Below are 13,361 nucleotides of genomic sequence, written 5' to 3' on the forward strand. Positions count from 1 at the left end.
GCAGGGGCGTCCGGTGGATGAGACGGCCGAGCCTCGAGCGTTTTTTACGCGGAGGCAAAGAGTCCTAACTGAAGCTCGACGTCGGCCAGTTCGACCGTGTCCAACGCAATCCCATCGGGAGCGTTTTCAAACTGAATGGTAGTGCAGAGGGTTTCCGATCGAATGAACTCTTCGTTCTCTCGAACGGCTTCCGTGATGGTTGGAGTGCTGCCGACGATCCAAATAGAGATGCGATCGGTGAAGTTGCAGTCACGCTTCTTGCGAAGGTCTTGAATGAGACGGACAGCGTCTTTCGCAATACCTCGTCGGATCAGTGCATCGGTTAGCTCGGTGTTGAGCGCCACGACGGCAAATTTGCCTTGTGCTGCAGCCCAACCTGCTTTCGCCTGCATCCGTACTTGAATCTCTTCACCATCGAGTTCGAGGGTGCGATTATCAAGTACGATCGTGATCTTTCCTTTGCTGGTCAGTTCGTCAAGCAAGGTCGCGCCGGAGGCATTCCCGAGGGCTTGCTTTAGCTTTGGCAAAAGCGGTCCAACTTTGGGACCCAGTTTTCGGAAATTGGGTTGGACTTGATATTCCACAAACGGGCTTGCACCGCTGGCGTAATGAATCTCGTCGACATTGAGTTCTTCGCGAACGATATCGTCGTGCATTTTCAGCCAGTCGATTTGAGAATCCTCTGCAAGAGAAACTTCGACCCGTTGCAATGGCTGTCGAACCTTGAGCTTCGAATCCATCCGTGCTGAACGCCCGAGGGATGCGATCTCGCGTAACAAACTCATCCGCTGATTCAAAACCGCATCTGGTTCGACGAAGTCACCGGTGGGGTAGTCGCACAAGTGAACGCTTTCTCGAACCTGTTTGAGATCTCCCTTTAGATGTTGCCACAAGGTTTCGGCGAGGAAGGGAGTGAACGGAGCAATCAGCTTGGTGATCACCACAAACGATTCGTAAAGTGTCCAGTAGGCATCGAGCTTCTCTGCGGATTGCTTGTCAGGAGCCCAATAACGGGATCGGCTTCGGCGGATAAACCAATTGCTCATCGCATCGACGAGTGCGTGGAGGGACTGGCATGCACCGTAGCTATCGTACCGATCCATTCGCTCTGCAACATCTCGGCAGGTTGATGCCAATTCGCTCATCATCCAGCGATCCAGTTCGCTTCGCTCTGATATCGGGCGATAGGTTTCGGCTTGAGCAAGCTCCGAGCTGGTGAGCTGATCGAGCGAGCCGGTGATTTCGGATGGACCTGCAAACCCATCAATCTCTGCATAGATGGAGAAGAAGCTGAACGAATTCCAGAGCCGCAGGATGAACTCCGAAATGCTATCTCGGATCGCGCGTTCGCTATAAAGGATCGAGTTCCAAGGGGCTTGGTTTGCGAAGAGGTACCAGCGGAGCGCGTCGGCACCGTACTTATCAAAGATCTCTTGGGGGCTTCGGTAATTCCGAAGCTGCTTCGACATCTTTCCGGTCTTTACTGAATAGTCGGATCCGCAAGCAGCCTTGGCCTCTTCTTCGGTCAGGAATCGCTGCTTGCCATCTTTGCTTTCGTACCACTCCGCCAACATCAGCCCGAGAACAATGCAGTTCTTAAAGGGATGTGGGTAGGATCGAGGCTCGCAGCCTGTCTGCTGGACCTGGTTTGCCGCTCCCTCTGCCGTCTCTTTGTCCGATCGTCCAAAGAGCATGGTGCTGATGGCAAGCTGGCTATAGAACCATCCTCGGGTTTGGTCGATCGCCTCGCTGATAAAATCGGCAGGGAATTGCGAAGCAAAGGTTTCTTTATTTTGATGAGGGTAGCCCCACTGAGCGAACGGCATCGCGCCGCTGTCATACCAACAGTCGATCACTTCCGTGACTCGCCGCATACGGGCACCAGGCTCGAACGGAGAATCGTAGGTAATCGCGTCGATGTAAGGTTTGTGCACTTTGAGGTCTTCGACCAAGTTGGGGTTGGCCTTCTTCGCTTCCGCCCAAACTTCCGTTCCCGTTACACCGGGCTTTTGAAGCAATTCCTCATAGCTTCCAATCGCCTCCATGCGCCCTGTGCGATCGCAAACCCAGATCGGGAGGGGAGTGCCCCAATAGCGTTCTCGTGAGAGAGCCCAGTCGACGTTGGATTCGAGAAAATTGCCGAATCGACCTGGGCCGATATGCTCAGGCAACCAGCCGATTTGACGGTTGTTCTCCAGCATCGCGTTGCGATACTGCGTGGTGCGAATGAACCAGCTCTCTCGAGGGTATTGGATCAGCGGATCTTCAGCGGCTCGCCAACAAAATGGATAGTCGTGCAAATACTGTTCTTGATGCCAGAGCTTGCCCGCCTCCTTGAGCGTTCGCTGCAACGGCTTGTCCGCATCCTTGACCCACACTCCTTGGTGGTCAGGGAAATCGCTCGTGAACTTGCCGTCCGGACCTACTGCGCAAAGAAGGGGAGGCGTGTGGGGTTCAGTGAATCGGGCCCGTTCGTTTGCCAAGACCTCGTAGTCGACTTCGCCGAATGCAGGGGCAAGGTGGACAAGGCCTGTACCGGAATCGATGGTCACAAAATCAGCCGCCACGATGCGCCAGCAAGGCCGCTGCAATCCTCCCGCCTTGAGTGAACACTCCGTTGCACCTAAGTCTTTCGAGTAGCAATCGAATGGTGGCTTGTAGTGCAATCCCACCAGCTCGGAGCCCTTGACCGTTTTGGCAACGGCAAGCTTCCGTTTCGTTTTTTCAGCAAGTGAATCAACGAGCGCTGCGGCTAGGATGACGGTCTCGCTGGATTCTTCGTCCGTGCAATAGGCGTACTCTAGATCCGGGTGAACCGCCGCGAATTGATTGCTGGGGAGCGTCCAAGGGGTAGTTGTCCAAACGACCAGGGATGTGTTCGGGGTGCCTTCCAGAGGAAAGCGAACATAGACGCTCGGGTCGGCGACTTGGCGGTAGCCTTGCCCGACTTCTCCGGCGCTCAATGCGGTTCCACCTTGTGCCCACCACCAAACAATCTTGTGCCCGCGATAGAGAAGGCCGCGATCGAACAACGTTTTGAGGGACCACCAGACGCTTTCGATAAAAGTCTGATGGTAGGTCACGTAGGCTTGGGACAGATCGATCCAGAAGCCGAGTCGCTCGGTGACCCGTTCCCACTCCTGCATGTACTTCCAGACGCTTTGCTGGCACTTTTGGATGAAGCCCTCGATGCCGAATTCTTCGATCTCATCCTTCCCGTGGATGCCGAGCTCTTTGCAGACTTCGACCTCGACGGGGAGTCCGTGGGTGTCCCAGCCCGCTTTGCGATCGCAACGGTAACCTCGCATCGTTCGGTAGCGAGGAAAAAGATCCTTGATGGCGCGGGTTAAGCAATGCCCAGGGTGAGGAAGCCCATTTGCAGTCGGCGGCCCTTCGAAAAAGACGAAGGGCGTGCCGTCCTTGCGGAGTTCCAGGCTTTTTTCATAGGTGCGATGGGACTTCCAAAAAGCGAGGATGTCCTCTTCTAGTTGCGGAAACTTCGTGTCCTGTTTAACAGCTCGGAACATGATTACTCGTCCGCGTCCTCGTTGGGCGTTTCGGCCCCATCCTCTTCGAGTAGTTCTGGATCCACTTCCTCTGGGACCTCTTCGAAGGCGAAACCATCGTCCTTAGGTTCGATTTCGTATTCGTCCTCCAGCTCCTCTTCGAAATCGTCGTCGAAGTCATCGTCGAAATCCTCTTCGTCGAAGTCCTCAAAGGGATCGGACTCGTCATCTTCCTCCGAAGCATCCTCGTCCGGGATCTCTTCGTCCACTTCGTCGTCGTCGTCTCCCCACGAACTCACTACCGGGCGAACCACTGGGGCCTCGGTTTGGAGAGCGAGCTCGAACCAATCCGGCTCATCCGATGCCGGAGTTAGCGAAGACCCACCGGCAGAGAACTTCCGCTTGGATGCGTCGGACTGCGGCGCCAGCGGGCAGCGGATGACGAGCAATTCCTCGTCTGTTGGGGCCAGGGACGCACATCCTGAAAGGGTCTCGACCGAATCCATCTCGATCAATTCCGCTTCCGTGGTTTCCAAGAGCAAATTCAAGATCGTGACCGCCGCAAATCGAGGAATGGGACCGTGAAAAACGCATTAGAGTGTTCGTATCCCAGCAGAATGTCAACTGCTGTTCCACCGGTTGTTTCCGCCAAGTCCCGGTTGTGGTAGCATAAGCGAAGTCGGCATAAAAAACCGATGCCAAACTGCAAGAGATTCCAGTAACCGGGCGCCGGAGCTGGCAGGGTGAGACTTCCCTAACGGGGCTCCAATTGCCATTCTCGGTCTCGTAGAGTCGTTTGCAGGGTTTTCACGTACCATTATTCCTCCTTGTCCACTCTCCTCTTCCGCCCTCGGTGCTGATCGCGTCCCCCGACGCCGATGGCGTTCCCTGTCCCAATATAAAGTCGCACTTCCCCTCCAGTCTTCCGGCAAAGGAGGGGTGACGCCGCGAATCGGGCCACGGGACGGAGTCTGATCGCCAGGAGGAACGGCCATTCGCTTGTTCCCAATTGCGTTTGGCCCCTTTGAATCAATTCCCAATCGGCGCAGGAAGCCCGCCGCGAACCATAGAAAGCAAATTGTGTTGAAACTAACCGCAACCCTGGATCGGCTGCAGTTTTTCATCTTGGCCGCAGATTCATCCAGCAGTACCGCTGTCACTGCCATTGTGTTCCTCGTCGGAGTCGCACTCGGGGTGGGCGCCCTGTACCTCCTTAACTACCTGCAAGGCCGGGATGCAAAGTCGCAGTCCAAACGACTGCTAGACCAAACCAAACTCGATTGCGAGAACTTGGTGAAGACAGCCGAACTGGAAAAGAAAGAAAAGCTGCTCCAGCTTCAGAGCAAATTCGACAGCGAAAACCAGAAACAAAAGGACGAACTCCGCAAACGAGAATCGGATCTGGATCGAAAAGAAGCTTCGATCAAGCAGTCTTCGGACGATCTCCGCAAACAGGAAAAATTCGTTGAAAACAACCAACGGAAACTTGCTGAACGGATGGAGGATGTGAATCGGAAATCGGATCAATACAACAAGTTGATCCAGCAGGCACAATCCGACCTCCAACGCATGACGGGAATGTCGATCGACGAAGCGAAGAAACAGCTTCTTTCCGTTTTGGAACGCGATCTCCAGGGTGAGATGGGGTCCGTGATCCTCAAACACGAAAAACGCGTGAGCGAAGTGGCACAGCAAAAGGCGCAGGACATCCTCCTCACCGCCATGCAGCGGTACGCCTCGGCACACACCTCGGAAAGCACGACCAGCACCGTCGATATCCCTAACGACGACATGAAGGGACGCATCATCGGCCGAGAGGGGCGCAACATTCGCGCCTTTGAAAAAGTGTCTGGTTGCGATTTGATCATCGATGACACCCCCGGCGTAGTCATCGTGAGTGGCTTCGATCCCGTTCGACGCGAAATCGCCCGATCGGCGATGGAAAAGCTTGTTACCGATGGTCGCATCCACCCGACGCGTATCGAGGAAATCGTTGCAGCAAGCGAAAAGCAAATGGAGGGCTTCATTCGCCGCAAAGGGGAAGAGGCCGCGCAAGAGGTGAACATCCAAGGCCTTCATGATCGCACGATCGACATGCTGGGGCGTCTCCATTTCCGAACCAGCTACTCGCAAAACGTTCTACGACATAGCGTGGAAGTCGCGTTCCTATCTGGTTTGATGGCCGAAATGATTGGGCTGGACCCGCAACTCGCCCGCCGCGCCGGCCTTCTGCACGATATTGGCAAAGCGGCAGACCACGAATTGGAGGGGGGCCACCCCAAGATCGGTGCGGATATCCTGAAACGAAACGGTGAAAACGACATCGTCGTACACGCCGCGTTGGGGCACCATGATCAGCTAACTACGGAGTACCCGTATACCCTGCTGGTCGCCACCGCCGATGCCTGCAGCGCTTCGCGTCCAGGTGCTCGTCGAGAATCGCTCGAGCGATACATCAAACGAATGGAAGAGCTCGAATCGATCGCGAAGAATTTCCAAGGAGTCGAGCAAGCGTTCGCCATCCAGGCGGGGCGCGAGCTGCGGGTGATCGTTTCATCGAAAAACACCGATGATTCCATCGCCGCCAAGGTTTGCCGCGATATCGCCAAAGCATTCGAAGAGCAGCTCACCTACCCGGGTGAAATCAAAGTAACGGTCGTGCGTGAATCGAGGTTCACCGAAGTCGCGCGCTAAAGCATAGATGAGAAACTGGCGTCGACCATTTCATCACTTAAGCCTTGTTGGCTACTGACGATTTCAACTCGTCAACAATCCCCGTTTGCAGCCACTGCTCCAATCGTGCCAGTGCCTGAGCGCCCAGGATTCCGTCCATCATCCGATGGTCGCATAGCAATACGACATCCATCGACCCTCGGTCCGTTAAAGGCCCCATCGCGAGGCTGGTCGAAGTCACCAGCGGATGGTGCGCGTTCAAACAGCCTTGCCCACCCAGACTGGATACGGAAAACGTGCCTACGTGTTTCGCCCTTTTTCGACCGCTGCACCGCATGACCCACCACCAAGCAAGCCTTCGAATAGGTACGGGAAACGACTCGAGGATCAACCCATCCCGGTAGACCTCCCGAAGAGGAGCAGTCACCATTCGACTTAATTCCCTCTGAATCTCAATGAGGGATAGCGACTCAGGGTTTCGCAGCTGCCCCCATATCAAGCGTTCGTTTCCAAGCTCATCGTTGCGATGGACCGACACCGATGCCACGGAGTGGGGGTGTCGATAAAGATGTCGAATCGGATAGCTGACAAAAAGATCCCGTAGCGATGGCACTTCGGTGCAGACCGTTGCAAACGCTTTGAGAAATAGAGCGGTCCAACCGATCTTGATCGGACTTGCTTTTCTCGCGATTTCCACCGATGCAAGTTGAAACGTTCGGTGGATGGGAAAAGCAGGTACCGTTCGCGATGCCGCCAAGATGTCCAGCACCGTTAAACGGTGCCGCGGAAACCGAAGTCGCATGCTTCGACTTTACCTGGGTTGCTGCTCCAAGACCTGTTGAGCTTCTCGTAGATCCTGCGAACTGACTCGGCTCTTCTTCAGATCGCTGAAGTCAACAATTTGGGCGTCGTCACGAAGTTTGCTTAGGCATTGATCCATCGCGATTCGATGCTTCTTCTCTTCGATCTCGCGATGAAGTTCCGTTCGGATGGCAGCATTGAGAGTGCTGACCACCGGTTTCGTAAAACCCTGCGACTTGAGGATCACATAGCGCCCATTCACTTCGATGATTCCGGAAAGAGCACCGGGTTGAAGCTCAAACGCTGCTTTCTCGAGTGTGGGTTGCCCGCCATTGCGACGCAAAGGAGGAACCTTTCCAAAGTTGCTGCGGGAGCTATCTTCGACCGAGTACTGGCTAGCCAGTTCGCCAAAGAATTGTTCACTCGGATTATTGCGAGCCAACTCCCAAACTTGCTGCGCCGTCCGTTGATTGCTCAGCACAATAGCCAAAACTTCGGCGCGAGGACCGTAGTTTGCATCGAATCCTTTTTGGATGTCTTCGTCAGTCACCGATACTTTTCCAGCCGTCAATTTTTTAAGAGCAACGGTCGGCCAAATCACATCGCGAACATAAAGCTCGGGCGTCATATTGTCATCTTGTTCGATGCTTTGCAACAACTGTGGGATGTCCGCTGAGCCATCCGCTTTGATGAATCCAAAGTATTGGGCTGCGCGGTGAATCTCTTGATCGATGTCGGCTTGGGAGATTTGCAATTGGGCTTTGGTCAGCGCGCCCTCGATCAGTTTGCGATTGATTTCGCCGTCGAGGATCTTCTTGCCGAATCGCTTCACGCAAGCATTGTCGTAGGTTTCCATTTGAATGGCTTGCTGATTCACGATGGCAGCAACCCCCGGGTATTGCTGTTCCATTTCCGGCTTGCCATGCACGACGGTGATCGAGCTCTTTTCACGGAGCGTCAAATAGACTTGCTCTGCCGACTCGCGAAGTTTGCGATCCTCCAACTCGGTCTTGATCCGAGTCTGGATTTCTTGCATTTGGGCTTGGGGAGGGTTGGCGGGTGGGATGTGCTGAACGCACTGCAGAATGACGTACATCTCCCCTGCGTTCAGAATCTTGGAAACTTCGTTGGGCTGCAGTGCGAAGGCGACATTCTCGAGCTCTTCGTCTCCCGTGAATCGCCTGATGGGAGGGAGCAATCCTTCGACGCTTGCGCTCGCCGGATCCTCGCTGTGATCTTTTGCGAGTACCTTAAACAATTCAGGCTTGTCCGTCGCTTGTTTTTGAAGCTGAGCCAATTTGGCTTGATCTTTACAAGCGATCATCCGGACCTTCACCTTGGGACCGAATTCACCTTGGAATTCTCGATCGATTTCCTGTGGGGTGACTGCGATCGCGTCCTTGGCGAGCGATCGCAGTGCCAGCATCGGCCAAATGATGTCCGCTGCGTACTGTTCTGGCGAGATGTCCCGTTCATCTTCGATGAGCTTGAGGTACATCTTGGTCGTGAGGTTGAACTTGCTCGCCGTCCGTGCGATTTCTGCTTCGATGTCTTTATCGCTGATGGCGATGTTTTGAGCCTGGCATGCCTGCATGATCACCGTTTTGTTGATCAAGTCCTCGAGGATCTCTTCTCCGAAGCGGAGTCTGCATTGGATGGCAAGCTCGGAGATGGAAATCGGTTGGCCATTGACGACTGCCGCGACACTTGGAGCACCCGCTCCGGCGGGCTTGCCAGGCGCGTTTTTGGCGGAGGTAGGGGTTGCGCTGACGGCGCGACCCCGATTGCCTGAGGATTGGTCCTGAGCGAAACCAGGTGTCCCGATCAGAAGCGTCGAGAGCAACACGGCTCGGAATCCAAGGCGGCGAAGTTGGTAAATTGTTGGCATAGTTAGCTTCCTCCGTGAAACCAAGGGGGCCTGGGTGCCCTGCAATGGGTGCGTTTTTGCAATCAAATCCGTTGTTTGCACGCGCCATGAAATTTGCGTAGTTAAGGGAATGTACGAGGAACGCGTCGCGAGGGTCAATATCAAGTCGACGAGGGGCTCTCGAGGAATCCAGCCGAATGGCACGGTACCTGCACTACTGCGAAGTCCTTTTGTCTTGTATAAATCTGGCAGCCGGCGGGTGTTCCCCGATGTCACTTACTGAATGGAAAGGTTCTCCTCATGGGCAACGCAGCAGAATTCACAGAACAAGGATTTGACTCCGACGTTCTTCAGTCCTCACAACCCGTCCTCGTCGACTTTTGGGCAACTTGGTGCGGGCCTTGCCGACAGATCGCTCCGCTTATCGACGAATTGGCAGTGAAGTTCGACGGCAGCGTTCGCATTGGCAAAGTCAATGTCGAAGACCACCCCGAATTGGCGCAGCGGTACGGCATCAATGCCATTCCAACGCTCCTGCTGTTCAAAGAAGGGGAGATCATCGAGCGATTCCAAGGAATTCCGCCGCGAACCAAGCTCGAAGCGGCTTTGGAAAGCGCAAAGGCTTAACGCCCTTCCTGCTTTCACCCTCGGATCGTCCGTCATGCGAACAATCGATATCCAAGTCAACGGGGCCTTTGGTATCGACTTCAACGACGACAATCTCGACCGGGCTTCTTTTTCGGACGCATGCCAGAAACTGTCTGCAACCGGTGTGGAGCTGTTCTTTCCAACCCTAATTACAGCTCCTTTGGATGCACTCTGCAGGCGTGTGTCAAAAATTGCAGGCTGGGTGACCGAAGATCCTCTCTTGCAGGCCCTCGTTGGAGGGCTGCATATCGAAGGACCCTTTATCTCTCCCAAGCCCGGGTATCGCGGAACGCACCCGCTCGAAGCCATTCGCCCGGTCTGCCTCGATGCCTTGAAGGAAATCGTAGGAGCGGGGGGCGGCTTGGTTCGACAAGTCACATTGGCGCCGGAAAGCGACCCCCATTTTCATGGCACCCGCTGGCTCGCCGATCAAGGCATCGTTCCATTCGCTGGGCATACCGATGCGTCGCTCGAGGAACTGAGAGGGGCGATCGATCATGGGCTTCAAGGCTTCACGCATCTCGGAAACGGATGCGCTCTCGAGGTGTCACGCCATGACAACATACTGCACCGTGTATTGGCTTGTAGGTCCAAACTGGTCGTATCCCTGATCGCCGATGGTGTCCACGTTCCATTCTGGCTGCTACAAACTTGGTTGGAACTCTTCGGTGCAGATCAAGTCATCGTGACCAGCGATGCAATGAGCGCTGCGGGGATGCCTCCCGGGGAATATCAAATCGGTGGGCAACCCATTCTGGTGGATGAAACGCGAAGAACCATGCACCGCGATCACCAATACTTGGCGGGCTCCGCATCCCTTTTGCAAGACATGGAAAGCCTTGCCCCACAATGGGTCCGGGATTGGCCTGCAGTGAAGGAACGGCTCTTCTATGAGAATGCGAGAAAGCTGTTTCGGCTTTCAGGAACACGACAATAAGCCATGACAACGACGACTCCTGCGGATAGGGGAGAACAAGTCGACACGATCGCAAGGGCGAACGAGACGTCCTGGGCTTGGTCTTTCTCTTGGTTGATGGTTTACGCGATGCTCCTGTCCGGACTGATCCATGTCCCCATGTTCGCGCTTGGGGAACGGGAATGGGAAGATCCGATATCCTTTCGAAAACCCATTTTGTTCGGTATCTCGACCGGGCTCACGTTGGGATCCATGCTCTGGGTGTTAAGAAAGCTCACGCCGAGGCGATGGGATTCCCTTCTTCGAGATGCATTAAGCGTTTCGTTGGCGATCGAAGTCTTCTTGATCACCATGCAGACATGGCGAAGTGCTCGCAGCCACTTCAACACCGAGGGTTGGTTTAACTGCGGAGTCGAAGCCGCCATGCTGCTGATGATCTCCATCGCCTCGGGTATTATCCTCGTTATCGCGTGGCGATCCTGGCAGGACTTTTCGAAGCCATCCGTTTCACCGATGCAGTCAGCCATCTGGCACGGAATGAACTTGCTAGTGGCTTCGGTCGCGTTGGGATACGCCATCACCCTAATCGGAAAGCAGTTGATCGCAAACGGTGTAGCACCTGAGATAGTTCCCCCTGGGGGTGTATTGAAGTTCCCGCACGGGGCCGGTCTGCATGCAATCCAAGCGCTACCGTTCATGGCATGGGCCACCCATCGCGCGCGCCAACGGCTGTCTCTCGCAGCGGTTCGATGGGGCGCTTGGACCTATTACAGCTTTGTGACCTTTTCAATCGTTCAAACAGCGAGAGGTCGCGAACGATTGGACCTCGACAGCTTCAGCACCCTCCTCTTCGCCATGGTTGGGCTGACTGGCTGCATCTGTGGAGTCTACTTTTTGAGATCGCTTCTCAGTATTCGCTCGACGTCCCAGCCATCCTTGTGAGAGCCTGCGTCGAGGTCACGGGGTTGATCGATTCGACAATGACCGCTACGTTTGAGTCAGTATAAAAATTCGAAACACGAAAGGAATGGGACATGAGCAGCAATCAAGCGATCATCGATCTGTTGAACGAGATTCTCAAGCATGAATGGACCGGCGTTGCCCAATATTCGCAAGCTTCTTTCATCATCGAGGGACCCTGGCGAGAAGTCTATGCAGAGAAGTTTGAGGGAGATGCCAAAGAATCGTTCAAACATGCCAATTTGGTTGGTAACAAAATCGTTTCCCTCGGCGGTGTGCCCGTCGCACAGCGGAACGAAATCAAGCAATCGCGAAACTTGATCGAAGTCCTTCAAAACAGCTTGGCCTTCGAGTCCAAAGCGGTAGAGATGTACACCAAGGCCTTGGAGTTGGCCGAGGGAAATCGTCCGCTCGTGATCTTCCTGGAAGATATCTTGGCCGACGAACAAGAAGGAGTGGAAGAATACACCAAGCTCCTCAAAAATGGCGAAGAAGCCATTCAATCTTCGTCGGTTCGCAAGTCCGGCTAAATTCCGACCCGGCGGCTGATCCTGCCCCGCGTTACTTTACCTGTCGCTCGTACAAGTTACTCAGTAGTTTGTACAAGTTACCCAGTAGTTTGTACAAGATGCTGTCGCCCTCTCCATCCGGGCGACTAAAATCTCTCCGCTTACGCTCGGCGGTACGAGGCGAACGAAAGAACCATCGGTTCGTCGTCCATTCGGGCTTCCTCGATTTGATCGACGGCGAAGTGACATGCCTTCGCGACAGGAACCCCCAGTACATTTCGCAATCCGGCCATCTCGGACCGTGACAGTCTCAATTCGCTCTGCGCGAACCACCCAACATCGGAACTGAACGACTCGGATCGAACCGAAATCGGCTTGGGCTCGGCCGAACTGTCCAATGCGATCACGATCCTTTCGCATGGATCCGCACCCGGGAGAACGGCGACGATTTGCTCGGTTTTCACCAGAAAGCCCTCTTCAATTCCTGCTTCCTAAACGCTCCACTTGTTGAGAGACACTCTCAACAAATCCCTACAACTCCTATATTACACACTTGGGGTTGCCAAAAAAGGGGGGGTGTCTATTCTTTTGAGACTTAGTATCAGCAAGCAGCTGGGGATGGTGTGACTATGAGTCGGAGTTTTCGACGTGGATTTACGTTGGTTGAGCTTTTGGTGGTGATCGCGATCATCGGAGTGCTCGTTGGGCTTTTGCTGCCGGCGGTGCAGTCGGCGCGAAGCGTCTGAGACACTGATCGCTTCCGCCCAAACCAAGCCCGTTGCAGCCATCCAAGTTCCAGCCCCCGCTCAGACCTTGTTGGTGCAGCAGCTTGTTGCGATCGACGATCAACTGAAACCGATCGCAACACCGATGATCGATGATTTGCGTGTCCGAGCGCTGGTCGGTCAAGCGGAATTGTCCTTCGACAGTCCGACGAGCAACCGAAGAGACGGTACTCGATTTGTTATCGCGGAGCGACGAATACCAAGTCCTCTTTCAACAGAGTTTTGGGGACGGTGGGATCACGATCGAGCGTGTTGCTGAGGCCATTGCGTGTTTCGAACGAACGATCGTCGGTGGCTCTTCTCGTTTCGATGCTTTTATAAAGGGGAAGCGAGAGGTATTTCAAGACTCCGAGATGATCGGACTCGATCTGTACCGACGAGAAGCGCGATGCATGAATTGCCATCATGGCCCGCTTTTCAGTGATGGAAGATTTAAGGAATCGCAACGAAGCGACGAGCGATTCCCTCGAAAATCAGCCCATCTCAAGCCTTTGGGGTTGAACAAACAGGACTTGGAGGACCTCGCCGCATTCCTCCGTACGCTGGAAGAACCGAAACGAAGGATGACTGCCCCTCCATTGCCGGAGTTGCATATTTTCGAGTCTCCGTAACAGCTTACCCATTCCGAACCGGCCGTTGCCTAGCGGCTACAGTGATCGGGGTTCGCGGCGAGGTAGGCCGCGAGAACGCAGGTCT

12 protein-coding genes are annotated in these 13,361 nt (G+C 54.5%); 7 read left to right on the forward strand and 5 right to left on the reverse strand.

The window, feature by feature from the left end; all coding sequences use genetic code 11:
- Positions 1-44: 44 nt before the first annotated feature.
- A complete protein-coding gene (ileS, locus tag SH467x_RS15250) occupies positions 45-3,527 on the reverse strand; it encodes an isoleucine--tRNA ligase (RefSeq protein WP_482367966.1) in 3,483 nt (1,160 codons plus the stop codon).
- Between the two features lie 2 nt (positions 3,528-3,529).
- Complete coding sequence (locus tag SH467x_RS15255; protein WP_482367967.1) at positions 3,530-4,054, reverse strand: hypothetical protein; 525 nt, start codon at positions 4,052-4,054, stop codon at positions 3,530-3,532.
- A 577-nt stretch (positions 4,055-4,631) separates the two neighbouring features.
- On the opposite strand from SH467x_RS15255, the gene rny reads away from it, so the two are divergent.
- The gene (gene rny, locus SH467x_RS15260; RefSeq protein WP_482371382.1) at positions 4,632-6,200 is read left to right on the forward strand and encodes a ribonuclease Y; all 1,569 of its coding nucleotides are present in this window, start codon (positions 4,632-4,634) and stop codon (positions 6,198-6,200) included.
- 37 nt (positions 6,201-6,237) lie between these two features.
- Here the strand turns inward: rny and SH467x_RS15265 are convergent, their stop codons facing one another.
- Positions 6,238-6,981, reverse strand: a complete 744-nt coding sequence (locus tag SH467x_RS15265; protein WP_482367968.1) for a hypothetical protein — start codon at positions 6,979-6,981, stop codon at positions 6,238-6,240.
- 9 nt (positions 6,982-6,990) lie between these two features.
- The gene (locus tag SH467x_RS15270; protein ID WP_482367969.1) at positions 6,991-8,868 is read right to left on the reverse strand and encodes a peptidylprolyl isomerase; all 1,878 of its coding nucleotides are present in this window, start codon (positions 8,866-8,868) and stop codon (positions 6,991-6,993) included.
- A gap of 279 nt (positions 8,869-9,147) precedes the next feature.
- Between SH467x_RS15270 and trxA the strand changes: the two genes are divergently transcribed.
- The 4 genes from trxA (at position 9,148) to SH467x_RS15290 (ending at position 11,901) form a co-directional block, all read left to right on the forward strand.
- The gene (trxA, locus tag SH467x_RS15275) at positions 9,148-9,474 is read left to right on the forward strand and encodes a thioredoxin (protein ID WP_146677909.1); all 327 of its coding nucleotides are present in this window, start codon (positions 9,148-9,150) and stop codon (positions 9,472-9,474) included.
- 34 nt (positions 9,475-9,508) lie between these two features.
- Positions 9,509-10,432 (forward strand): N-acetylglucosamine-6-phosphate deacetylase, encoded by a 924-nt coding sequence (locus SH467x_RS15280; protein ID WP_482367970.1) that lies wholly within the window; start codon positions 9,509-9,511, stop codon positions 10,430-10,432.
- Between the two features lie 3 nt (positions 10,433-10,435).
- On the forward strand, positions 10,436-11,353 hold the full coding sequence (locus SH467x_RS15285) for a hypothetical protein (protein WP_482367971.1): 918 nt from the start codon (positions 10,436-10,438) through the stop codon (positions 11,351-11,353).
- Between the two features lie 92 nt (positions 11,354-11,445).
- A complete protein-coding gene (locus tag SH467x_RS15290; protein ID WP_482367972.1) occupies positions 11,446-11,901 on the forward strand; it encodes a ferritin-like domain-containing protein in 456 nt (151 codons plus the stop codon).
- 140 nt (positions 11,902-12,041) lie between these two features.
- On the opposite strand, the gene SH467x_RS15295 is transcribed toward SH467x_RS15290, so the two are convergent.
- A complete protein-coding gene (locus SH467x_RS15295; protein ID WP_482367973.1) occupies positions 12,042-12,344 on the reverse strand; it encodes a hypothetical protein in 303 nt (100 codons plus the stop codon).
- A 165-nt stretch (positions 12,345-12,509) separates the two neighbouring features.
- Here SH467x_RS15295 and SH467x_RS15300 point away from each other — a divergent pair, with 165 nt between their 5' ends.
- Both SH467x_RS15300 and SH467x_RS15305 read left to right on the forward strand, forming a co-directional pair.
- Positions 12,510-12,626: a type II secretion system protein gene (locus tag SH467x_RS15300; protein ID WP_482367974.1), complete on the forward strand. Its 117-nt coding sequence runs from the start codon at positions 12,510-12,512 to the stop codon at positions 12,624-12,626.
- 140 nt (positions 12,627-12,766) lie between these two features.
- Positions 12,767-13,276 (forward strand): cytochrome-c peroxidase, encoded by a 510-nt coding sequence (locus SH467x_RS15305; RefSeq protein ID WP_482367975.1) that lies wholly within the window; start codon positions 12,767-12,769, stop codon positions 13,274-13,276.
- Positions 13,277-13,361 lie beyond the last annotated feature (85 nt).

Source organism: Brakhagea slesvicensis, assembly GCF_052161625.1.
Lineage (GTDB): Bacteria > Planctomycetota > Planctomycetia > Pirellulales > Pirellulaceae > JBKCUI01.

What these genes read in the sequence shown, in the direction of transcription:
- SH467x_RS15280 (WP_482367970.1), top strand. Translation starts at nt 9,509, where the DNA reads ATGCGAACAATCGATATCCAAGTCAACGGGGCCTTTGGTATCGACTTC.
- SH467x_RS15290 (WP_482367972.1), top strand. Translation starts at nt 11,446, where the DNA reads ATGAGCAGCAATCAAGCGATCATCGATCTGTTGAACGAGATTCTCAAG.
- ileS (WP_482367966.1), bottom strand. Translation starts at nt 3,527, where the DNA reads ATGTTCCGAGCTGTTAAACAGGACACGAAGTTTCCGCAACTAGAAGAG.
- SH467x_RS15300 (WP_482367974.1), top strand. Translation starts at nt 12,510, where the DNA reads ATGAGTCGGAGTTTTCGACGTGGATTTACGTTGGTTGAGCTTTTGGTG.
- SH467x_RS15285 (WP_482367971.1), top strand. Translation starts at nt 10,436, where the DNA reads ATGACAACGACGACTCCTGCGGATAGGGGAGAACAAGTCGACACGATC.
- SH467x_RS15270 (WP_482367969.1), bottom strand. Translation starts at nt 8,868, where the DNA reads ATGCCAACAATTTACCAACTTCGCCGCCTTGGATTCCGAGCCGTGTTG.
- trxA (WP_146677909.1), top strand. Translation starts at nt 9,148, where the DNA reads ATGGGCAACGCAGCAGAATTCACAGAACAAGGATTTGACTCCGACGTT.
- SH467x_RS15265 (WP_482367968.1), bottom strand. Translation starts at nt 6,981, where the DNA reads ATGCGACTTCGGTTTCCGCGGCACCGTTTAACGGTGCTGGACATCTTG.